Source organism: Gordonia heveisoli (assembly GCF_030315745.1).
GTDB lineage: Bacteria > Actinomycetota > Actinomycetes > Mycobacteriales > Mycobacteriaceae > Gordonia.
This window is the reverse complement of the sequence record NZ_JASXSH010000006.1, coordinates 148,207-170,249: the sequence shown is the minus strand read 5'-3', so window position 1 is coordinate 170,249 and position 22,043 is coordinate 148,207. Positions and strand designations below refer to the sequence as shown.

General features: G+C 69.1%; 15 protein-coding genes. 6 read left to right on the top strand and 9 right to left on the bottom strand.

The window, feature by feature from the left end; translation table 11 throughout:
- Positions 1 to 5: 5 nt before the first annotated feature.
- From murJ to QSJ18_RS07570, 3 genes are read right to left on the bottom strand one after another with little or no spacing between them, the layout of a single operon-like run.
- Positions 6 to 3,671, bottom strand: coding sequence for a murein biosynthesis integral membrane protein MurJ (murJ, locus tag QSJ18_RS07580; protein WP_286325728.1), 3,666 nt, complete (start codon positions 3,669 to 3,671; stop codon positions 6 to 8).
- A complete protein-coding gene (locus tag QSJ18_RS07575) occupies positions 3,668 to 6,289 on the bottom strand; it encodes a DUF6049 family protein (RefSeq protein WP_462476019.1) in 2,622 nt (873 codons plus the stop codon). The genes murJ and QSJ18_RS07575 overlap by 4 nt, the downstream gene beginning before the upstream one ends.
- A complete protein-coding gene (locus QSJ18_RS07570) occupies positions 6,282 to 7,448 on the bottom strand; it encodes an NUDIX hydrolase (RefSeq protein WP_286325725.1) in 1,167 nt (388 codons plus the stop codon). Before QSJ18_RS07570 ends, QSJ18_RS07575 begins: the two co-directional genes overlap by 8 nt.
- Before the next feature lie 113 nt (positions 7,449 to 7,561).
- Between QSJ18_RS07570 and QSJ18_RS07565 the strand changes: the two genes are divergently transcribed.
- Positions 7,562 to 9,007, top strand: a complete 1,446-nt coding sequence (locus QSJ18_RS07565) for a CCA tRNA nucleotidyltransferase (RefSeq protein WP_286325724.1) — start codon at positions 7,562 to 7,564, stop codon at positions 9,005 to 9,007.
- Between the two features lie 53 nt (positions 9,008 to 9,060).
- Here QSJ18_RS07565 and QSJ18_RS07560 read toward each other — a convergent pair whose 3' ends face one another.
- Positions 9,061 to 10,032 (bottom strand): diacylglycerol/lipid kinase family protein, encoded by a 972-nt coding sequence (locus QSJ18_RS07560; protein WP_286325723.1) that lies wholly within the window; start codon positions 10,030 to 10,032, stop codon positions 9,061 to 9,063.
- A gap of 20 nt (positions 10,033 to 10,052) precedes the next feature.
- Between QSJ18_RS07560 and QSJ18_RS07555 the strand changes: the two genes are divergently transcribed.
- Both QSJ18_RS07555 and QSJ18_RS07550 read left to right on the top strand, forming a co-directional pair.
- Positions 10,053 to 10,652 (top strand): TetR/AcrR family transcriptional regulator, encoded by a 600-nt coding sequence (locus QSJ18_RS07555; RefSeq protein ID WP_286325722.1) that lies wholly within the window; start codon positions 10,053 to 10,055, stop codon positions 10,650 to 10,652.
- Positions 10,652 to 12,193: a glycerol-3-phosphate dehydrogenase/oxidase gene (locus QSJ18_RS07550; protein ID WP_286325721.1), complete on the top strand. Its 1,542-nt coding sequence runs from the start codon at positions 10,652 to 10,654 to the stop codon at positions 12,191 to 12,193. Before QSJ18_RS07555 ends, QSJ18_RS07550 begins: the two co-directional genes overlap by 1 nt.
- Before the next feature lie 31 nt (positions 12,194 to 12,224).
- On the opposite strand, the gene QSJ18_RS07545 is transcribed toward QSJ18_RS07550, so the two are convergent.
- Positions 12,225 to 13,316 carry an aminotransferase class V-fold PLP-dependent enzyme gene (locus QSJ18_RS07545; RefSeq protein WP_286325720.1) on the bottom strand — a complete coding sequence of 364 codons (1,092 nt, stop codon included), beginning with the start codon at positions 13,314 to 13,316 and terminating at the stop codon, positions 12,225 to 12,227.
- Positions 13,317 to 13,408: 92 nt separating this feature from the next.
- Here QSJ18_RS07545 and QSJ18_RS07540 point away from each other — a divergent pair, with 92 nt between their 5' ends.
- Entirely contained in the window at positions 13,409 to 13,948 is a 540-nt protein-coding gene (locus QSJ18_RS07540; RefSeq protein ID WP_286325717.1) for a hypothetical protein, read from the top strand.
- Positions 13,949 to 13,952: 4 nt separating this feature from the next.
- Here QSJ18_RS07540 and QSJ18_RS07535 read toward each other — a convergent pair whose 3' ends face one another.
- Positions 13,953 to 15,275 carry an MFS transporter gene (locus tag QSJ18_RS07535; protein WP_286325716.1) on the bottom strand — a complete coding sequence of 441 codons (1,323 nt, stop codon included), beginning with the start codon at positions 15,273 to 15,275 and terminating at the stop codon, positions 13,953 to 13,955.
- Positions 15,276 to 15,324: 49 nt separating this feature from the next.
- On the opposite strand from QSJ18_RS07535, the gene QSJ18_RS07530 reads away from it, so the two are divergent.
- Together QSJ18_RS07530 and QSJ18_RS07525 are read left to right on the top strand one after the other, a co-directional pair.
- Positions 15,325 to 16,005 (top strand): YqgE/AlgH family protein, encoded by a 681-nt coding sequence (locus QSJ18_RS07530; RefSeq protein WP_286325715.1) that lies wholly within the window; start codon positions 15,325 to 15,327, stop codon positions 16,003 to 16,005.
- Positions 16,006 to 16,026: 21 nt separating this feature from the next.
- Positions 16,027 to 16,641: a DedA family protein gene (locus QSJ18_RS07525; RefSeq protein WP_286325714.1), complete on the top strand. Its 615-nt coding sequence runs from the start codon at positions 16,027 to 16,029 to the stop codon at positions 16,639 to 16,641.
- Between the two features lie 35 nt (positions 16,642 to 16,676).
- Here the strand turns inward: QSJ18_RS07525 and QSJ18_RS07520 are convergent, their stop codons facing one another.
- The 3 genes from QSJ18_RS07520 to QSJ18_RS07510 are packed head-to-tail and all read right to left on the bottom strand — an operon-like array spanning position 16,677 to position 22,041.
- Positions 16,677 to 18,431 (bottom strand): hypothetical protein, encoded by a 1,755-nt coding sequence (locus tag QSJ18_RS07520; protein ID WP_286325712.1) that lies wholly within the window; start codon positions 18,429 to 18,431, stop codon positions 16,677 to 16,679.
- The gene (locus QSJ18_RS07515) at positions 18,428 to 19,606 is read right to left on the bottom strand and encodes a VWA domain-containing protein (RefSeq protein WP_286325711.1); all 1,179 of its coding nucleotides are present in this window, start codon (positions 19,604 to 19,606) and stop codon (positions 18,428 to 18,430) included. The genes QSJ18_RS07520 and QSJ18_RS07515 overlap by 4 nt, the downstream gene beginning before the upstream one ends.
- On the bottom strand, positions 19,603 to 22,041 hold the full coding sequence (locus tag QSJ18_RS07510; protein WP_286325710.1) for a DUF5682 family protein: 2,439 nt from the start codon (positions 22,039 to 22,041) through the stop codon (positions 19,603 to 19,605). The genes QSJ18_RS07515 and QSJ18_RS07510 overlap by 4 nt, the downstream gene beginning before the upstream one ends.
- Positions 22,042 to 22,043 lie beyond the last annotated feature (2 nt).

Sequence of the window (22,043 nt, the reverse complement as noted above, 5' to 3'; positions counted from 1 at the left end):
GTGGTTCAGTTGGTCATGCTGACCTGGTTGATCGCCACCCGGTAACCGCCGCCGACCGCGGGCGGTTCAGTGATCCACAGCAGAATGTGCTGGGCTTGCGGGGAGCCGCTGATTCGCAGCGTCGTCGACTGCTGATCGATTCTGCCAGAGCCGATCTCGGTGGTCTGGTCCAGATTGGTCGGCTGTGCGGTAGGCGAGGTCCGCACCGACACCTTGAAGCCTGGAGACGGGGTGCGGACGGTCACCGACGTGACCGACTGCGGATCGCCGAGGTCGAAGGACAATCCCAGGCCCTTCTTCAGGCCCGCGAAATTCGGGCCGAAATAGGAATCCGACTGCCACGGCGAACCAGTCCCGGCGAGCACGTTGCGCACCGTCGCCGAACTGTCACCGCTCTGCCCGGAGAAGTCGACCAGGCGCACTGCCGTCAGGGTGATGTCGGCTCCGGTCACCGGTGCCGGCGCCGGGGTTGCACCCGCTGCGGGCGGCGCCGAGGTGGTGGTGAGCAGCGAGTTGAGATCAGTCGCCGGGTCCTCCGATTTGAACATCCCCGACGCCCACACGATCACCGCGATGATCAGGAACAGCACAAGCATCGCGATGCCCACGAGCAGCCCGATGTTGCGCCTGCGCGGCGTCTCGTCATCGGCGTCCCCGGTCGTGCCTGCCCCGCTGGTGGCTGTTCGGGTCTTGGTCGGGGTGGCCCGTACCGGTGCCGGCCCGTCGACGTCGGTGATGGCGGGCAGCATGTCGGTCTGCAGATCGAGGACCGTCGCCTGATCGAGCACATGCTGCACGGTCGCGGCGGTCCGGATGCCCTTGCTGCCGTCGAGGGCGCGCGCGGCGACCGCAGAGATCTCGAAGGGGATCTCGGCGTCGACCTCACGCGGTTCCACCGGTGCACCGTCGCGGCCAGGATCGGCGATGGCGAGACCGCCGACCGGCGTGCGGGTGGCGGCAGTGGTCACCAGCTGGTGACCGGTCTCGGCGTCGAGGGGCCAGCGTTCGAGCAGCAGCGCATACAGCACGGCACCCAGTCCGCGGACGTCCGAGGCACGGTCGTCACCGGCGAGGGTCCCGGGGAAGGCGAGTACCGCGTTTCCGTCGTTGCTGATGCGGATACGGTCGGGATGATCGATCGACAGTGCGCCGCCCGCACGGTGTGCCATCTCGGCCGCGGCCGCGAGCGACCGGACGGCACGCGCGGCCCCGATCGCGGACGGCTCGGCCCGGGCCACGTCGGCGAGGGATGAACCGTTGACCCATTCGGTCACGACGATGCCACCCGACGACCCGCGGACCACGTCGAGGACGCGGGCCACACCGGCCGAGCTGAGCTGCCCGAGCTGAAGTGTCCGCGACAGCACCGCCTGCGGGCCGTGATCGGTGGCCTTGACCTCCGCGCCGTGTTCCAGCGGCGGCGCGAGCTGCTCCGCGTCGACGAAGGTCAGTGCGACCTGCCGGTCCAGATTGACGTCGAGGGCGCGCCAGAACTGTAGGCCACGGGTACCCCCGTGGTGATCCAGCAATCGATACCGCCCGCCGGCCACCGCCGCACCCGGCACCAGGCGCGGGCCACGGGGCCGGGATGCGTTGACCTGCTCGGTCGGGCGACCCGCTTGCGTTGCCGCCGAGGTGTTCTCGGGTTCGGGCGCGGATGCGGGCTGCTCGGCGTCGCGGGGAGCAGTGGTGCCGACATCGCTGTCACTCACGTGCCGGACTCCTTTCCGCCGATACCTGATGTCACGGGGTGCTCCAGCCGGGGGCGGAGCGGGTTGCAGGCGCGGTGCATCCCGGTTGCCGGTGACGCCACCGGAATGCACGGAATACGACTGCCAGGTAGCCGTGCCCCGATCGAAGCGGCGCACGAGCTGTACCTGACCAGAGTACGGGAGGGATTCGTCGGCGGTGATCCGCGGAAACTGAACCGTGATCGTCGGGGAACTCTCCGACTGCGGCGACGGCGGCGGGGCGAGCGCCGGGATGAACCGGCCGAGCACGCGGCGCACCGCGTTGCCGATCGCGACCACGTCGGGCACCTTGGCCGCGGCGAGCAGCGCATAGGTGACACCGAGCACCACCGCGGCGGTCAGGCCGAGGTACACGATCGAGCCGACCTTGCCGAATTCGCCGACCAGCCCGTCCAGTCCGGACCAGGTGGCGATCGCCCAGACCGCCAGCGCGACCCCCACCGACACCGCGATCGAGACGATGGTGGTGCGTTTGACGTCGACCAGATGCGCGTTGTGCAGCTTGTTGCGCAGCAGGTAATGGCCGACGACGGCGCCGACGAGATAGCCGAGTCCATTCGACAGTGCGAGCCAGCGCACCACCAGATCGGGATCGTCGAACAAGACCGGTCCCAGATACGAGGAGACCACCTTGATCACGGTGATGCCCAGCACCATCAGCGTCGGAGTCCAGGCGTCCTCGCGGGCATAGAACACCCGCAGCTGCACCAGCGTCATCGCGTACGGGATCAGGGTGAACGCACCCCAGGCCAGCACCGAGCCGAGTTGCCCGGCATCCTGTTCGCCGAACTTGCCGAAGTTGAAGATCGCGACACCAAGCGCCGGACCGAAGAACGTCATGTAGGCGACCGTCGGCACCAGCGCCACCATCGTCAGACGGGTCGCCAGCGACAGGTCGTCGACGACCGACTGCGTATCGTCGGCGGCCGCGTTGCGGGACAGGCGAGGCATGATCGCGGTCAGGATGGTGACGCCGAGGACGCCGTAGGGCAGCTGCAGCAACTGCCAGTGGGTGGCATACACGCTGATGCCGGAGTCGGTGGCCGACGACGCGATGCGGTAGGTGATCACCAGGCCGACCTGCAGGATCGCCACGTAGATGACGATCGCCAGGGCCATCGTGCCGAAACGCCGCAGCCGGTCGTCGATGCCGAAACGCCACTGCAGGCGCACCCCGGCCCGCTTCAGATACGGCAGCAGGACGCCGGCCTGCAACACCACGCCCAGGGTGGTGCCGATACCGAGAACCAGCAGCTGCGGATTGGTCATCCGCACCGGATTCAAGGTGATCTCGCCGGGCATCACGAAGTACAGCACCAGCGTGACGATCTGCACGATGTTGTTCAGCACCGGCGCCCAGGCACCCGGTTTGAACAACCCCTTCATGTTGAGGATCGCGATGAACAGGGCGGACAGGCCGTAGAACAGGATCTCCGGCAGCAGCAGATAGGCCAGCGCCGTGGTGAGTGGTCGGTTGACCTCGCCGTCGCCGACGTTGAGCAGGGTCAGCAGTGGGGCCGCGATCAGCGCGATGATCGTGGCGGCGCCGAGCACCGTCACCGTCAGAGTGAAGATCCGGTTGATGAAACCGGCACCACCGTCGTCGTCCTCGGCCTCGGCCCGCACCAGCACCGGGATGACGATGGCCGTCAGCACCGCACCCAGCACGACTTCGGCGATCATGTTCGGCAGCACATAGGCCGCCTGGAAGGCCGACGAGATCGCCGGGCCGAGCATCGCCAGCACCAGCACGGTGCGAATGAAGCCGGTGATACGGCTCGTCAGGGTGGCCAGCGCGATGGAGCCGCTGGTCCGCAGGATGCTCGCATCCGAGTCACGTGCCAGACCGGTCGACGAGTCGCCCTCTTTGAGGTCGATCGCCGTGCCGGGTGGCCGTTGGCCTCGTGGCGGCTGACTCATTCCTGCTGTCCCTGTTCCCGTTCTGTCCGATCTGACCGTGGACCTGCTTCACCATTGTGATGCACGGCTTGTGGATCACCGTATTCGTCGGAGTCTGTCTCCTCGTGCTGCAGGGTACGGCGGCGCGTCTGGTAGCTGCTCCCCGCGAGCAGTCGTTCCAGCTCATCGGGTTCGGGACGATCGGCGTCGGCCGGATCGGGCTGACCGCGGAATCGATGCCACAACCGGCGCGCGGTCAGCAGGACCAGTGCGGCGGCCGCGATGATGGTGATGATGAACAGCGGCTTACCGTAGGCGTTGGACCGCAACGACAGCGCTATCGGCTCCCCCAGTGACAGGCCGGTCGTCGTCGTCAGGGTGATCTTGACGGTCAGCGCCTCTGACGAGTTCGCATGCGTTGGCAACTGGATCTGGCGGGTGCCGTTCGCCGGGATCTCGATGACACCGAGATCGCCGATGTCGAGTTCGGCCGGTGCCGCGGCGGTGATCTTTACCCGGACGGGCAGTTCCAGGCCGTTGCGGACGACGAGCAGGATCGGACTGCGTTCGGACGCGAGGGTGTAGCGGGCACCGGGGTCGAGAATGGTCACCTGCGACCGCATCCGGCCGAGCGTCGACCCGACCGCTCGGACTCGTGTCCGCTGCTCGGCGGTGAGTTCGGCCCGGACCGCGGCACCCGCCTGGTCCGGGCTGCGGATGGCGCGCAGCAGATCCTCGCGCAACGGTGACAGGTAACGCTCGGGGGTGGCGGCGACATCCGCCGACCGGACCAGTGAACCCTGCAGCTGCCAGCTCACCTCCGTGGCGTCGGCGATGGCGCGGGTGGTGACCGGATCGAGGACAGAACCGGTCCGCTCGAGTGACGTCACTCCCGGTGGGCGTACAAACCTGGCCGAGGTCGATGCCCCGGGCAGCTCGTTGACCAGCGTCGACAGCGGGGTGGCGACCGCCGCGCCCGAGGACAGCAGAAGCCGGGCCGTGGTGAACAGTGCGCTCGCGTCGTCGGTGGTCGGCGACCAGTAGGTCGGCGGCATGAGCAGTTCACTGCGGCCGACCCGCGGTGAGTCGGGTGTCGAGGTGGGCTCGCGGCGTCCGGAGTCGGCGGGCGGGGCGGCGATGGCGGGATAGGCCATCGCCGCGAGTGCGGCCTGCCGACGGCTCAGTGGTGACTCGGCGGACAGATCGACGCGTTGCCCGACGGGGGTGATGGCGGGGGTGGACGGGGCAGTGCCCAGCCCGCCGAAGGCCGCGGTGATCGGGGCGTCGTAGGTCTGCACCCCCAGAGCGCCGACCTGATACATCCCCGACGGCGACGGACTGCGCGTCGGGTCGACGGAACCGGCGGTGAGTGCCACCGAGGTCACCCGACTGTCGGTCAGCACCTTGGCGCCGGCATCGTCGATGGCCCCGAGTGCCGGGATGGTGAGGTTGCGGACGCTGCGGACGCCGAGGATCGCATCCACCACGTCCGCCGGGGCGGTGAGCGCGGCCATGCTCAGGCCCGGGCTGTCGATCTGCGCCAGCGAGTTCAGGTCGGCCTGGGCGAAGGGCAGCGCCACGACGCACAGATTGGCCGCGATCCGGCGGAGGGTGGACAGCCAGTCGCCGGCCGCGTCCACCCCGGTGCCGTCGTAGGTGCCCGACTCGGGATTGCCGGGATCGTCGGAGACCTCATAGCCCAGCGACATGGCGCGAACGGTGACGAGCAGATCCGGGTCGATGGCCAGACAGAGTCCCTCGGTCACCTTGGTCGAGCTCGAGCTGTCGGCGCCGTCGAGTGCGGTCAGCAGATTGTGCAGGCGGCCACCGGGTGACAGCGACCGGGCCATGTTCTCGTTGGCCAGGCGAACCGGCTGGGTGTTGCCGCCGGGGATACCCGGCGACAGCTGCGGCGGTGCGGCCAGCGGGTACAGCAGGGTCATCCGTGCCGGACTGCTCAGGTTCGGCGACACCGAGCCGTCACGTCCGAGCCCGGGAATCCCGTCGCCGGTGCGTTCGGCATCGGTGCCCTCGTAGCCGTCGGCGCGGGTGGCGTCCGGCGGGAGGGACAGCACCGGCAACAGCGTGCGGGAGCCGGCGACCTGCGCGGTGGAGCCGTAATCCGGTATCCCGTTGACGTTCACCTGGACGGGATAGACGCCGGGGCGGGAGATCTCCAGTCCGGGGGTGCCCGATCGGTCGGCCCCCGACAACGGCAGATCGATCCGGAATCCGACCTGTGCGCCCGGCGCGAGTTCGGCGGTCAGTTCGCGAAACGGTGCGGCGATCGCGACCGGCGGATGCTCCTCGGTCAGGCTGGTGCGCAGCCCGGCCGCCGAGGTCACCGCGTCACCACGTTCGAGGCGGATCGTCAGGTCGTGGATGGTGCGGTCGCCGGTGTTGCGTACCTGACCGGTGAGAACCACGCGGGGCGTGCTCGTGCTGGTGACGATCGACGGCGTCATCGAATCGATGGTGATCGTCGCGAAACGTGCGGCCGGTGTGGTGTCCGGGGCGGTGGTCCCGGGGGTCGTCTCGGGGGCGGCGGTGGTCATTCCCGGTGACGCGAGCAGCAGCGTCAACACCACCGACGCCATCACCGCGGCGAGCCGACGACCGACCCGGCGGCGGTCAGGCATCACCGGTTGCCGAGCCACCGCCCGCGGGCCGTCGGGGCCGACGCCGACGCCGACGAGATCGCGCCGGGGGCGGCGTCTCGTTGCGGCGCTCATTGCGCGCGGCTGCGGCTTTCTCATACGCGTTGGGTTCGGTGCGAATGCTCATCGCCTCGGATTCCGCGAGGCGATGCGGATCGGCGGCGAGATCGGCGATCACGCCGCGGGCCATCCGGGCCAATCGCCGTTCGTCAGAGTACGTGAGCCTGCGGGGCAGTTCGTGTAGCGGCACCCACGCCACTTCGGTGACCTCGTAGTCGTCGTCGGACAGCTCACCGCCGATGCTGCGGAGGAGATAGTGGTGCACCGTCTTGTGGATCCGACGACCCTCACTGACGAACCAATAGTCGATCTTGCCCAGCGGCGCGACGACCGTGCCCTGGATGCCGGTCTCCTCGGCGACCTCGCGGATCGCGGTCTGCTCGGCGGTCTCCCCCGTCTCGATGTGACCCTTGGGCAGCGACCACATCATCCGGCCCCGACGATCGACCCGCCCGATGAGGGCGGCGGCGAGGTCGTCGACCGGCAGCCCGAGATCGGAGATCACCAATCCGCCGGCCGAGGTTTCGCGCACCGTGCGCAGCCGTTCACCACCGGGCCGCTCCGGACGTGGTGGGCGACGCCGGTTCTTCCCGGTGGGTTTGGCCGGCTGGGCCAGTCCGGTCTTGGTGATGGTCGCGGTCACCGACACCAGATCCGACGGTTTGGGCGCTGTCACCCGAGCGCGCGCCCGATCGGGGGCCACCGGCCCGTCGTCGTCGGTATGTGCGGACAGTGTGTCCGGCGCGGCGGCCGACTTCGGGGCCTGCTGCCGGGGACCCGGCCGCGGACCGGGTTTGGGTCCCGACGGCTTCTTCACCGACTTACCCGTCCCGGGCTTGCGGGCGTGGGCCATGTCGTTGGGGGTCGGGCCGGCGGACGGCTCCACGGCCGCCTGATCGGAACCGGCTACTGCCGCTGATGCCCCCTCTGACCTGCGACGACCTCGGCGCCGACGACCACGCCGGTTGCGTCGGCCACCGGTCGGAGACGGTTGCCCGGAATGCTGTCCACCCTCATGCGGACCGGCCGACGAGACGTCGCCGGCGACGTCTGAAGGATTGGTCGAGGAATTGGTGGACACCTTCACGATGCTAGCGGCTGGTCACCTGCAGTTTGCCCGGAGTCCTCGGGCGGTGAGTCGCGGGTGTGAACTGGACACCGGCTGCGGCCACCGCGGCGGTAGGGTGACATGCCGTGACAGACACTCCGCCCGATCGTCGTACCCGCTTGCTGGCCGCCGCCGCGGTCGCGCTGCACGCACTCGACGACGTCCTCGCGCCGCTGGGCGCCCTGTTCGAGGACGCCGGGCACGAGCTGTACCTCGTCGGCGGTTCGGTGCGCGACGCGGTGCTCGGCCGGCTCGGCAACGACCTGGACTTCACCACCGACGCCCGCCCCGAACAGATCACCGAACTCATCGCGGGGTGGGCGGACGCGGTGTGGGATGTCGGCATCGACTTCGGCACCGTCGGTCTGCGCAAGGGCGAGCATCTCATCGAGATCACCACCTATCGCGCCGACAGCTATGACCGTGTCGGCCGCAATCCCGAGGTGACCTTCGGGGACACGCTCGACGGCGACCTGATCCGCCGCGACTTCACCATCAACGCGATGGCCGTCCGCGTCGGTCGTACCGGTGCCGCGGAATTCTGTGATCCGCTGGATGGAATCACCGCTCTGCTGGCCGGCGTCATCGATACCCCGGGTGCACCGGAGGATTCCTTCAACGACGACCCGCTGCGGATGCTGCGTGCCGTGCGCTTCATCTCCCAGCTGGGTTTCCGACCTGTGCCCCGCGTCGTCGAGGCGATCAGCTCGATGGCCGACGAGATCGACCGGATCACCGCCGAGCGGGTCCGCGCCGAACTCGACAAGCTGATCTGCGGCCAGCATCCGATCGAGGCGATCGACGCGCTGGTCGAGACCGGGCTGGCGGATCGGATCCTGCCCGAGATCCCGGGTATGAGGCTCACCATCGACGAGCATCATCAGCACAAGGACGTGTACCAGCATTCGCTGACGGTGCTGCGGCAGGCGATCGACCTGGAGGAATCCGACCCCGACCTGGTGTTGCGCTGGGCGGCGCTGCTGCACGACATCGGCAAACCGGCGACACGTCGCCATGAGGGCGGCGGCGGGGTCAGCTTTCATCACCACGAGGTGGTGGGTGCGAAGATGGTCCGCAAACGGATGCGGGCGCTGAAGTATCCGAAGGCGATCGTGTCCGAGGTCGCCGATCTGGTGTACCTGCATCTGCGGTTTCACGGTTATGGTGACGGCGCCTGGACCGATTCGGCGGTGCGGCGCTACGTCACCGATGCCGGTCCCCTGCTCGACCGGCTGCACAAACTCGTGCGTGCCGACTGCACGACGCGCAACAAGAGGCGGGCGCGCCGGCTGCAGCAGAACTACGACGACCTCGAGCAGCGGATCGGCGAGCTGCAGGCCGCCGAGGATCTCGATCGCGTCCGGCCCGACCTCGACGGCAACGCCATCATGGAACTGCTCGGCCTGCCGCCGGGTCCGCTGGTCGGCGAGGCCTGGAAGCATCTCAAGGAGTTGCGTCTCGACCGTGGCCCGCTCAGCCGGGAGGAGGCCGAGGAGGCCCTACGGGAATGGTGGGCGGCCCGCGGCGCCTGACCGGTTGACGTGGGCCTGACCGGTTGACGTGGGTCTGACTGGTTCTCGCGGGCCTAGGTTGTCGGGGTCCGGCCCGGATCGGCGCCGGCGGGGACGAAGAAGTCCATGGACGCCGGGAGCACGTCGATGGTGATCGGGAGCAGCCCGACCAGATCGCCGTCGACCGAGACCCGGGCGGGCGGGTCGCAGTACAGTTCGATCTCTCGCCCGCGCAGCGTGTGCACCATCGGGTGGTGGACGTGTGCGCCGGTGAAGACCTTGGGGAAGACGCGGGCGAGGGTCATTCGGGCGAAGCGTGAGGGCCGGACCGCGAGGGTGATGTCGAGCAACCCGTCGGACACATCGGCGGCCGGGGTGATCAGCATGCCGCCGCCGTAGGAATTGGTGTTGCCGATGGCGGCGAAGACGAGGTCGTGTTCGAACTGCTCGTCGTCGACGCGTACCTGGTAGTGCCGTGAGCGAAGCCGGATCAGCTCCCGCAGGGCGGCGATGGTGTAACGGGATTGTCCACGCGGCCAACGCATGTCGATGGCACGTGCGGTGACCTCGGCGTCGAAGCCGGTCGCGGCGATCGTGGTGAACAACTCGGACCGGCCGTCGGGGAAGGTCAGCCGGCCGATGTCGATGGTGCGCCGGTGGCCGTGGATGGCCGCGGCGACCGCGCCTGCCACGTCGTCGACCGGGATGCCGAGATTGCGCGCGACGTCGTTACCGCTGCCCGCGGGAATGATGGCGAGGGGTTTCCCGGTTCCGTACGCGGCCTGGACGGCGAGACGCACAGTGCCGTCGCCGCCGACCACGACGAGGGCGTCGTTGGCGTCGGCAGCGGCGTCGGCAGCCATCCGGGCCGCCTCGTCGGCATTCGCGCCGACCAGCTTCTTGACGTCAATTCCGTTGCGGCGAAACACTTCTTCGGCTTCATCGCCGACGCGACGGCCGGTGCCGTGCCGGGAGAACGGATTGACCAGCAGGGTCACCGTGGCGGGGCCGGTGGATTCGAAATGGCCGTCTGGCCCGGGCTTCATGCGCTACAGTGTTACACATCATGCCAATCCGTAACGAGGAGATCGGGGATCTCGTTCTGGACGCCGCTCGCCGATGCCTCATTCGAGGCAACGGCGCCAAAGTGACGGTATCCGAGGTCGCCCGCGAAGCCGGATTCAGCCGGCCGACGGTCTATCGCCGTTGGCCGGACATCAACGAGATCTTCCGGGCGCTGCTGACGCGCGAGGTACTCGGCACCGTCGAACGGACCACCGGGATGAGCGACCGGGGCGTCGTGGTCATCGACGATCTACCGCAGATCGTGGTGCACTGCGTGGCCGCACTCCGCGAGAACGAGCTGATGCAGGTGCTCTGGACCGGCCGACGAGAATTCATGGCGCCCTACGTGTTCGACCGCCTGGGCACCTCCCAGCAGGGTGTACTCGCGGTGCTGGCCGATCTGATCGCGCAGGCGCAGGAGCACGGCCGGGCGCGGGCGGGCGATGCCAAGAAACAGGCCGCGATGGTCATGCTGATCGCCCAGTCCTTCCTGCAATCGGGTGTCCTCTTCGACGACATCCTCGCCGACGACTGGAAGGCCGAGCTGTATCGCCTGCTCGTCGGCTATCTGCGTCCGGGCGCGGGGGACAGGCTCGCCTGATGGCCATCTTGTCGGCGCAGACGCGACTCGACGGACTCGAACGGCTGGGCTCGGCTACCGAACCCCTCGATGTGCTGGTTATCGGTGGCGGAATCACCGGTGCCGGAGCGGCTTTGGATGCGGCATCGCGGGGGTTGCGCGTCGCCCTCGTCGATCGCGGCGACCTGGCGTCGGGTACGTCGCGATGGAGCAGCAAACTCGTACACGGCGGGTTGCGGTATCTGGCCCAGGGCGACCTGCGGATCGCGCGCGAGAGTGCCGTCGAACGCCATCACCTGATGACCACCATCGCCCCGCACCTGATCCGCCCATTGCGCCAGATCGTTCCCGACGTCGGTCCCCGACGACCGATCAGCCTCATCCGGATGGGTTTTCGGGCCGGTGACGTACTGCGGCGGACCGCCCGGACATCACCGCAGCTGCTGGCGCCGCCGATGCAGATGGCGGCGCTGGAAGTGCTCGGACACTGTCCGACGGTGCGGCGCGACGGCCTTCGCGGTGGAGTGGCCAACACCGACGGACAGCTCGTCGACGACGCGCGACTCGTCGTCGGCGTGGCCCGGACCGCAGCCGCCTACGGCGCGACGATCTGCACGTACACCCGGGCCACCGCGGTGGACGGTCGCGGCGCCACCCTGACCGATCTGCGTAGCGGGGAACGGCTGGAGGTCGCCGCCCGCGCGGTGATCAACGCGACCGGCGTCTGGGCGCCGCAGGTCGATCCCAATCTGGCATTACAACCAAGTCGCGGAACGCATCTCGTCTTCGATGCGGCCACCTTCGGGCATCCGACCGGCGCGCTGACCGTGCCGGTGGACGGGTCGCTGTCCCGCTTCGTCTTCGCGTTGCCCGCCCAACTCGGCCGCGTGTACGTCGGCCTCACCGACGTCGCCGAGAACGGACCGATCGTCGACGCCCCGCAACCCGACGACACCGAGATCGATTTTCTCCTCGACGCGATCAACGTCGGGCTGGCCCGGCCGGTTACGCGGGCCGACGTGCTGGGCACCTTCGCGGGTCTGCGTCCCCTCATCGACGTGGGTGGCCGACCCGGCGAGGACGGCGCCCTCGCCGACCTGTCCCGTAAGCATCAGGTGCAGATCACCGACGGCACGCTGATCAGCGCGGTCGGCGGGAAGCTGACCACATATCGGCGCCTCGCCCAGGACGCCGTCGACACCGCGGTCCGGGCCGCCGGACTGACTGCGGGTCGCTGTGTCACCACCTCGATTCCGCTGGTCGGGGCGGTGGGCGCCGAGCAATCGGATGTGCTGCTCGCCCAATACCCGTCTTTGGTCGCGCGATTCGGGGCGGAGGCGCAGGCGGTCCTCGACGCCGCCGAGGTCGTCGACCCGGGGCAGCCGCTGGCACCCGGCATCGACGTGCTGCGAGCAGAGGTGGAGTTCGCGCTCACCCACGAAGGGGCGCTGGATGCCGACGACATCCTGGACCGGCGTACCCGCCTCGGGTTGGTGGTCGCCGATGCCGAGCGTGCTCGTCCGGCTGTGGAACAGATCGTGGCCGAGGTCGCGCGACGGTAGTCGGCCCCGGTGTCAGGCGTGACGACGGGGCTCAGTAGCCCATGGTGCGTAGGGCATCGGCAACCCGGTCGAGGTCGTCGCGACGCAGGTCAAGATGGGGACTCAGCCGCAGGACAGATCCTTCACCGGCCAGCGGGGCACGCCAGGAATCGGCTGCCGTGACGAGGATGCCCAGGCCGAGGAGTTTGTCACGTGCGGCGGCGACGTCACTCGGCTGCCAGCCCGGTGGCGGAGCCAGGGTGACGATCGCCGACGGTTCGTCGATCGGCTCGAGCACCTCCCAGCTGGCGATGCCGTGCAGACGTTCACGGGTGGCCTGTCCGACCTTGGCGAGTTCCCGGAAGACACGCTGCTGTCCGGTCGCGTGCACCTCCGACACCGCCACACCCAGGCCCAGTCGGCCGGCGATGAAGGCTTCGGAACTGTCGATCTCGACATGTCGCAGGGCATCACGCCGGACGCCGACGAATCCGACGCCACGCGGGCCGGTCAGCCACTTGCGGCTGGTGCCGTAGATGATGTCGGCGCCGGTGACGGTGGGGACGTGCCCAACCGACTGGGCCATGTCCACGACGACGGGCACGCCGACCTGGTGGGCGATCTCGACGATCCGGGTGACCGGCTGCACGACCCCCGACATCGAGCCGATGTGGCAGATGTGGATGAAGTCGGGCTGCTCGAACTGCAGCATGTTCTCCAGCGCGTCGGTGTCGACGTGACCGTAGATGTCGCCGTCGGGCATCACCCGCACGGCGTAGCCACGGCGCTCGAATTCGACGAGGTTCGGCCCGAATTCGTTCTTGGCTACCCACACTGTGGAGGCGACCGGCAGACTCCAGTGGGTCAGCAGGGCGCGCAGGGATGCGCGGGCGCTTTCCCGGAAGGCGATCTCGTCGGCGGTGTGGCCCACGAGTGAAGCAAGATCCCTACGGTCACTGGCGATTTCGTCGGAGAGCTCGTCGGCGGCGACGTACGATCCGCGCTCGGACTCACGCCACAGATGGGCGGTGATCGCTTCGATGACGGCATCGGATGATCTGCCCGCGGATGCCGAGTCGAGATGAGCGAAGGCGGGTTCGACTCGGGCCGCGTGCCACTGTTCGCCGAGTTCGCTCACGTACATAGGGCATGAACCTACTCGATTCCGACTGCGGGCGAACCATCGGGCGAACGGCTGGATGGAACCGGGAACGGCTGCGCTGCGTCGAATAGGACATGGATCCGGTGATCGAGTACTTCTTCGGCCCGGGTGACGGGTCGAGGACGACGTGGCACAGTGCTGCCGACCTGGATATCGATGGTGACGGTGTGCGCGAGGCGGTCGCGCTGGACTTCGACGGGGATGGCCGGGCCGATGATGCGATGGTCGATATCGATGCTGACGGGGTGGCCGACATGAGCGCGCTCGACCTGGACGACGACGGTGTTTGCGAGGCCTTCTTCGGGGATTCCGGGGCTGGGTTGTGGGACCGGCCGCGCGCCGGGATCGGGGACCTGTCAGAGCGACTACCCCGGCCGTCTCCGCCACCACATCCGACATCACCACATCCGACGCCACCGCCACGTGTGCCGCTGGACCTCGATCGTGATGGGCGGCCGGAAGCCGAACTGGTGGGTCCGGCGGTCACCGGCCGGCTCGGCGGGCGGTTGTACGTCGACTCCGACGGCGACGGTGCGCACGATCAGGTGCTCGTGGATACCGACGGTGACGGCCGAGCCGATCTGGCGCTACGCCCCGGCGACCCGAGGTTCTGACGGGTCAGGCGGTTTCCACGGTGGGCTGGAGGTCGGCGGGCGGCCGTGGGCCGGTGGTGTGGAGGAACCGCACCACGACCACACCGAGCAGGTACAGCGCGACGCCCAGCACCACCAGGCCGGTGGCCCGGCCGTCGGTGGGGACGGCCAGCGCGGCAATCGTCAGCGCGCCGACGTAGGCGATGTTGAACACGGCATCCTGCACCGAGAACACCTGGCCGCGGACCATGTCGTCGATGTCGAGTTGCATGGCGACGTCGCCGCACAGTTTGGCCATCTGACCGATCAGCCCGAGGACCAGGGCGGCCGCGCAGATGACGGCCATGTTGAAGCTCAGCAGTGTCAGTTGGGCGGCCGCACCGACGATCAGCGCACCCATCAGGGTTGCCCGCCGGCCGAGGCGGTCTACCGAGATCGGGGTCAGGATGGCGGCGATCAGGGCACCCGCAGCGGTGAAGCCGACGACGACGCTGAGCTGGTCGACCCCGTTGTTGCCCGCGCCGCTGTGCCGGGCCATGACCAGGATCATCAGTGTGTTCATGCCGAACACCAGCCGGTGTGCACCGATCGCCGACAATGCACCTGCCACCGGACGGCAGCGCACTACCGCCCGGGCGCCGTGCAGCAGACCCACCGACACCGCGTGTAGCGCAGACCGGCCGGGATCGTCGGGTTCATCGGGTCCGAGTTCGAGTTGTCCGAAGCCGTGCGCGAGTAGTCCGGCGACGATCGCGATCACGATACCCGCGATCATGGTCAGGGCACTGCCGGTGTTGTCATCGCCGAAGACGGTCCGTAGCGCGAGGGTGACACCGATCCCGACGCTGAGCATCGCCCCGCCCAGAGTGGTGAACAGGGCGTTGATGCCGACGATTGCCTCGCGCGCCGCGACATGGGGAAGTCCGGCGGACAGGCCGGCCGCGACGAATCGACTCGCACCGGTCGCGGCGAGCGCACTGATCAGCACGACCGTATCCGGCGAACCGGCGGCGACCGAGATGGCGACGATGCCGATGATCGCGGCGCGCAGCAGGTTGGCGTACAGCAGCACGTTGCGGCGGTCCCAGTGGTCGAGCAGGGCTCCGGCGAACGGACCGATCAGTGAGTAGGGCAGCAGCAGCACCGCGAAGCCACCGGCGACGGCGAGTGGGTCGGCGTGCCGTTCGGGGTTGAACAGCACGGCGCCGACGAGGGCGGCTTGGAAGATACCGTCGGCGCCCTGGCTGGTCAGACGTACTGCGAGCAGACGACCGAGACCGGGGGAATGCCGGACTGAGCTGACGAAGGAACGCCAGTGGAGATGCGTGCCCGAAGGCGTGGTGCTCACCGATCCAGAGTACCGACATCCGGCTCGGGCGGCGTGCCATGATGGAGGTGTGGCCGGAGCAGAAGACGCAGACGATCCGACCCCCGACTCCCGCGCCGACGATGGACATCCGGCGGGGACCGGTGGTGGTGGACGCACGTCCGGCGCTGCCTGGCAGGAGGATTCGGCACGACGGGTTCGTGCAGGCACCGCGCTGATCTCCGCCACCGATCTACTCGACCCGAATTTTGCGCGGTCGATCATTTATGTCATCGAGCACAATGACGCGGGCAGTCTCGGAGTCGTCCTGAACCGGATGAGTCAGACCGCGGTGCACAATCTGCTGCCGCAGTGGACCGATCTGGCGGCGTCGCCACGCGCGTTGTTCGTCGGCGGTCCCGTGAAGCAGGATGCCGCGCTGTGTCTGGGGGTGGTGAAGCCGGGGGCCGACATCAGTGGCTTCAGCGCGCTCCGGCCGATCGACGGACGGGTCGTCCTCGTCGATCTCGATGCCGATCCCGAGGATTTCGCCGACGTTCTCGACGGCGTGCGCATCTTCGCCGGCTATGCCGGCTGGGGTATCGGGCAGCTCGACGACGAGATCGACCAGGGCAGCTGGATGCTGGCCTCGGCGTTGCCGCGCGATGTGCTGGCACCGCCGACGATCGACGTGTGGTCGGACATCGTGCGGCGCCAGCCGTGGCCGATACCGCTGCTCGCCACCCACCCGATCGACGTCTCGGTGAACTGACCGCCCAGATCTGCGAGATACGTGCATACGCTTGCCGACCGGCTGGTCGACCTCATCGCCTCGGTTCCATCGTGGGCGGTCTATCTGGTGGCCTGCGGCGTCGTCTACGTGGAGACCGCGACGCTGGTCGTCGGACTGATCATGCCCAGCGAGGCGGTCCTGGTGGCCGCAGGTGTCGCCGCGGCGGTCGGCCCGACCGATGTCGGTGGTCTACTCCCGGCGGCCATCATCGCCGCGATCGCCGGTGACCTCACCGGATATGAGATCGGCCGACGGTCGGGACCGCGCGTGATGGCGTCGGGTTTCGGGCGCCGAATCGGCGAGCATCGCTGGCAACGAGCCCGCGACCACGTCGACTCCGGTGGTTTCGTCGCCGTCGCAACCGGCCGCTGGATCGGTTTCGTGCGCACCGTGGTGCCGCCGGTGGCGGGGATGACCGGTATGCACCGCAGGCGGTTCGCCGCGGCCGATGTGGTCGGCACCGCGAGTTGGGCGTCGGCGGTGGTGTTACTCGGCTACTTCGCCGGTGCCGCGCTCGGTACGACGATCCTGTTCTACACCGGGGTGGCGGCCGCGTTGGGCGCGCTCGGCTGGTACGGAATCCGCTGGCTGCGCACCCGCGCCCGGACCTGCTGATTCCCGGCGGTGCGGCGTGCCGAGAGACGGGTGAATCAGCGCAGGCGGCGCAGTTGCAGCGTCACCGCGTAGGTACGCAGCAGCAGTTCGGGTGTCGGCACGTCGTCGGCGGGTGGTGCGAACAGCGTCAGACCCGCAGCCCGCATCGAGGTCAGTAGCTGTGCCAGTTCGCTGCGTACCGCGGCATCGCGGCCCGTCGTGCCACGTTCGATGGCACGGATCAGATGTCCTTGCAATGAGTCGACCAGCGCGGTGCCTGCGGAGGAGGGGATTGCTGCCCTGCTCGTCCCGGCCGGGCGTGGGTCCGAGGTGGCGGACGGTCCGGCGGGAGCGAAATGCAGTGCATCGACGACGACATCGTCCGGCGCGTCGGTCGGCGGGATGAGGCTGATCGGTTCCACCGCCAGATCGGTGCCGTTCGTCAGTCGCCCGACGACGAGGGTGCCCGGGCGCGGTGCCGGCAGGTGGCGCAGCCGCGCGACGGCATGGGCGGTCACATCCGAGTAGGGAAGCGTCGCATCCAGCGTTGCCCCGACGTCGTCGGCGAGCGTCCAGTGCAGTGTCTGCGTCACCTCGTCGAATTCCATCTCGCCGAAGTCGCTGGGCGCCATGACTGTCCATGCCTGGTTCGGGTCGGGCGGATCGAGCAGCGGCCGCCCGGTGTCGGCGCCCAGGTGCGCCCACCGCCGGATCGGGTGGAGTTGCGCGCGCATCGCGCCGATCTCGGTGACGGTGACCAGCGCAGTGGTCTCGGCGCCGCGCGACAATCGCCCGGAGTCGCTGACCCGGGCGTCGTGCAACGCGACGTGGGCGCCGGTGGCCGCCGACAGCGAGACGAGTCCGGGCCACACGGGGGATCGTCGGTGATAGATCGCGTCGGCGTCGAAGGTGTCGGGTGTGTGGCGCGGCCGGGCATCGCTGACGGTGAGGAACCGCTGATGTTCCGGCGCGTAGAAGGCGGCGGTCACACCCTGATAGCCCGACGCGGTGCGCCACGGGTAGCTGCCGAGACCGACGAGGTCGACGTCCCCGATCGCCAGGTAGGCGCCCCGTCCGACACCGCGGAGTCGTTCGGGCGCAGGCTCGCCGGCCGCGGCCAGCGCCGTCAGCAATGCCAGTGCGATCGAGAGATCTTCGGCGACATGGCTTTCCCCGGCCCCGGCGGTACGTGCCACGATCTGCGCGCAGTGATCGGCGATCCGCCGGAGCAGGGCAGCCAGGCGGAAGTGGTCGGCGGTCTGGGCCGAGATCGCCGCCGCCCGGAAGCGTGCGGTCATCGAGTCGGACACATGTGCGGTGCCCAGGGCGACGGTGTCGGACAGCAGGGTGCGGATCGACGCCCGTAGTCGAGCGTGATCGGCGCTCCGGCGTTCGCGCGCCGGGCTGCTCCGGGGTCCCGGGCCGCGCTGCGGTGGCGGACCGGCGCTGGGAAGATCCTCGGCCCGATCCGGCCGGCTGTCCGAAGCTGCGCCGACTGGGCCCGAATCAGTCTGTTCACCAAGGGATCCCAACCACAGTCCGGCGGTCACGATGTGCCGGCAGATCCCGATGGCCGGACAACTGCACGCCGCGCGGTCGGGGCCGCTCGCCGCCAAGGTGACTCGATGTTCGCCGACATCGATCGGCACCGACTCACCGGTCTGGCCAGCCAAGGTCGGGGTGTGTGCGCTCAGATCCTTGCGGCCGCGCCGGAGGAGACCCGGTGAGGCGAGGGTGGCCCACTGCTCGTCGGTGATCCGCGCGTACACAGTTGCCACAACCTGAGCGGTCACACCGAACTCGGAGCTCATGAGGTTGCCTCGACCAGCCAGTCGGCCAGTTGTCGGGGCGTGCAGGCCGCGATCTCCATCCCCTCGTCGGCCAGCCGCTGGGCCATCGCGCGGTCATAGTGGGGCACCGGTCGGCCGGGCGACTGCTCGGCGAGCGACGCGAGGCCCAGGGTCCGCACCCCGCCTTCGACGAGGGCGCCGACCGCGCGCACCAGTTCGGACGGTGGGCCGCCCTCGCAGAAGTCGGTGATCAGCACGACGATGGTCCGCGTCGGGTTCTCCACCAGCGTGGTGGCGTAGCGGACGGCCTGGCCGATATCGGTGCCGCCCCCGAGCTGCACCGACATCAGAACGGTGATCGGGTCGTCGGCGTGGGCGGAGAGATCGATGATCGACGTGTCGAAGACGATCAGTGCGGTCCGCAGATTCGGCAGCCCGGCGAGGATGGCGGCCAGGACGGCGCTGTGGATGACCGATTCGGCCATGCTGCCGCTCTGATCGATACAGATGATCACGTCCCAGGACAGTCGCCGGGCGTGGCGGTCGAAGAACCGCAGGTCGGTGGTCACCAACCGACGCCGGTTCGGGTCGTAATTCTTGAGGTTGCGCCGGATGGTGCCCTGCACATCGAAGTTCGCCGCGACCGGCAGAGGGGAGTGGGTGTATCCGCGCCGGGCGCCGGCCAGCACCCGCCGCACCTCGGGTTCGAGACGGCGGCGCAACTCGTCGACGACCTCGGTCACCATCCGCCGCAGTTGGGCGTCGACCGCTGCGGGGAGGGTGCGTCGCAGGGTGAGAAGCAGCGCCAGCAGCTCGGGACTCGGTGTGACGTCGCGCAGGACTCGCGGATCGGCCATCACCTCGGTCAGCCCGAACCGTTCGAGTGCGTGATGGACGATGACCTCGGAGACGTCGGGTGGGAAAAGGTCGTGAATCTCGCCGAGCCAGTGGGTGACCCGTGGATCGGATTGGTCACCGCCGCCAGGCCCGAGGTCGCCGCCGCCCGGCCCCGGGCCGCCGCCTGGTTGCTGTCCGCCGCCGTCGGCATCGAGGACACCGCGGCCGGCGTAGGCGCGTCCGTAGAGGAAATCCAGCGCCTGCGCTTGCCGTTCGATCGGCGAACCCTCCTGTGGTGCACCGAGTTGTGGCTGCGCGTAGCGCCCCAGCACCAGACGCCACCGGTCGATCTCGGTCATCCGGACACCACCCAGTCGGCGAGTCCGTCGGCCACCAGCAGCGCGTGGGCGCGCGCCGACCACGCCAGGTTCTCCGTCACCGTCGCCGCGTCGAGCGGAACCGCGGGGGCTAATGTCAGCGGATCGGTGATCCCCAACCGGCGGGCGATCACCGCGGCGACCCGATCGATCTCGGCCGGGGTCAGTTCGGCGAAGGCAAGTCGCAGACCGGGCAGGAAGGAGACAAACACCTCCGGTGCCCAGCCGGCCAGCAGATCACCGATCGCATCGACGAGATCATCGATCTGCCAGGCGATCTCACGAGCAGTTCGCAACACGCCGCGCAGGAAGTCCACCGCGGCACCGGGTTCGACGGTGCCGCTGAGCGCACCGGTGACCGCGGCCGCGGTCCGGGCGGCGTCCAGGCGACCCGACGAGTAGTCCAGCCCGGTGGCCGCCCCGCGGATCTGTGCGTCGGGATGATCGGTGCGCAGCGTCGTCACCAGATCCCAGAAACCGTCGACGTCGACCGGATCGTCGATCAGCGCGGGGTCGGCGACCACCTCGGCGAGCGTGCTGAGCGCTGAGACGACCTCGTCCGGCGGTTCGCCGGGCAGCGTCCGACCCAGGTAGATGGCTCGTTCGACGGCGGTGCGCAGCAGTGTCCCCAGACCGTCGAGACCGCCGGCCTCCAGTGGTTCGCGGGCATGGACGAGGAGTTCGAGGGTGCCGCATGCGCGGACAACGCCGATGAAGGACGCATCGCGCGCGAGTACCTGCGCCACCACGGTCAGGCATCGGTGTGCGTGGGCGTGTAAACCCAGCCGACAGGCCTGCATCAGCAGGCTGGTCGCGATCGTCGCGTCGTGTGCGCCGCCCGCGACGCTGAACCCCGACAGCAGTTCGTCGAAGCGGGCGGCGACGGCGTCGGGCAGAGTGTCTCCGTAGCGGGCGGCCTCCACGAGCGCCGACTCGGTGGTTGGGGACCAGCGGTAATCCCACCGCTCGCCGATCAGATGCAGATCGGTGCCACCGACGAAATCGGGACCGGCGACCGGTGTGGCGAACGGGATGTCCAGAGCGCACAGGCCGTGCAGTAATCGGCTCGTCCGACGATGACCGGCCGACCGGTAGATCGACAGTGTGACCTGGGCGGGGATCGGGGTGTCGACGGCGAGTCGGGCCCGGCGCAGCCGATCGAGGGTGTCGGCCACCAGCGGCGGCGCGGTGACCGTCGGCGGTAACACGCCGATCCGGGTGCCGGTGAGCACGCGGTGCGCGGCGGCGAGGATCGCGGTGCCCTCCAGGTCGGCGTCCCCCTTGATGAAGGTTGCGGTGATCCCGTCGAGCAGATCTGTGCGCAGCGGCGCGGCATGCCCACGGAGGTCAGCGAGGGCGAGGGTGTGCGCGAAGGCGTCGGCGAGGGTGGGCTGACCGACCGGACGGCCGAGCACCTCGAGGTCGGCGGCGATGTCGAGCAGCATCTCCAGAGTGGCTGCGACGCGCGGCGGATGGTCGGTGCTCCCGGACGGCTGTGCCGGCCCGGCAAGACCGTCGTGGATGCGTTGCTGCCAGGCGGGCGACGGTATTCCGGCGGCGTAGCCGCTGACCTTCTCCACCCGGTCGAAGGCGAAACGGATGACCGCGCACCGTTCGGCGGTCGCGGGTACCCGAGGTCGGGGCACGCCCGCGGCGACGAGGTCGGCCAGCACGACCGCATGGAAGCCGCCGACCACGACCAGGACCGGGCCGTCGCGTCCGGGTTCGGCGATCGCCTGACCGACGTGCCAGGCCATCTCCGCCTCGCGCGCGGTGGTGCCGTCGCGATCGAGCAATCCCGGTGTCGCCTCTGCATCGGCCCGGGCCAGCAGGCAGTACGCACTCATGCGGGCCAGGTGTTCGGCGAGATCGACGGCATCGGCATCGGCCTCGAAGAGGTGCTCCCACAGGTCATCGTGGTCTCGGCAGCCGAGTCGCTGTGCCAGGGCCGACAAGCGGTGGCTCATCGCCAGATGGTGTTCGTCGATGAGCGACGGAGCCGGCGCATCCGCACCGATGTGTTCGACCCGCAACTGCTCGCCGAAGTCGAGATCGATGAAGCGGGCCGGGATGTCGCGTGCGGCGGCCGTGCGCAGCGCGACCAGTTCGGGGGAGAAGTCGCAGAACGGATAGTAGGCGCCCCGGCGTGGGGTGTCGGGCCCGCGGCGGGCCGGATCGGTGTAGGCGTAGACGGCCAGCGGTGCTTGCGCGCGGGGGTCGACCAAATCGGCGATCAGCGGGGTGAACGATCGCGGTCCCTCCACCAGCACGACGGCCGGGCGGTGGAGATCCAGGGCACGACGCACCTGCAACGCACACGCCGGTGAATGGTGCCGGACCGGCACGATGACGAGATCATCGGTGACCAGCCCGGCAGCCGTTGCCCGCGCCGCGGACGCATCGATCAGCGCAGACATCG

What these genes read in the sequence shown, in the direction of transcription:
- QSJ18_RS07560 (WP_286325723.1), bottom strand. Translation starts at nt 10,032, where the DNA reads ATGAAGCCCGGGCCAGACGGCCATTTCGAATCCACCGGCCCCGCCACG.
- QSJ18_RS07575 (WP_462476019.1), bottom strand. Translation starts at nt 6,289, where the DNA reads ATGCCTGACCGCCGCCGGGTCGGTCGTCGGCTCGCCGCGGTGATGGCG.
- QSJ18_RS07510 (WP_286325710.1), bottom strand. Translation starts at nt 22,041, where the DNA reads ATGTCTGCGCTGATCGATGCGTCCGCGGCGCGGGCAACGGCTGCCGGG.
- QSJ18_RS07550 (WP_286325721.1), top strand. Translation starts at nt 10,652, where the DNA reads ATGGCCATCTTGTCGGCGCAGACGCGACTCGACGGACTCGAACGGCTG.
- QSJ18_RS07515 (WP_286325711.1), bottom strand. Translation starts at nt 19,606, where the DNA reads ATGACCGAGATCGACCGGTGGCGTCTGGTGCTGGGGCGCTACGCGCAG.
- murJ (WP_286325728.1), bottom strand. Translation starts at nt 3,671, where the DNA reads ATGAGTCAGCCGCCACGAGGCCAACGGCCACCCGGCACGGCGATCGAC.
- QSJ18_RS07555 (WP_286325722.1), top strand. Translation starts at nt 10,053, where the DNA reads ATGCCAATCCGTAACGAGGAGATCGGGGATCTCGTTCTGGACGCCGCT.
- QSJ18_RS07545 (WP_286325720.1), bottom strand. Translation starts at nt 13,316, where the DNA reads ATGTACGTGAGCGAACTCGGCGAACAGTGGCACGCGGCCCGAGTCGAA.
- QSJ18_RS07540 (WP_286325717.1), top strand. Translation starts at nt 13,409, where the DNA reads ATGGATCCGGTGATCGAGTACTTCTTCGGCCCGGGTGACGGGTCGAGG.
- QSJ18_RS07520 (WP_286325712.1), bottom strand. Translation starts at nt 18,431, where the DNA reads ATGAGCTCCGAGTTCGGTGTGACCGCTCAGGTTGTGGCAACTGTGTAC.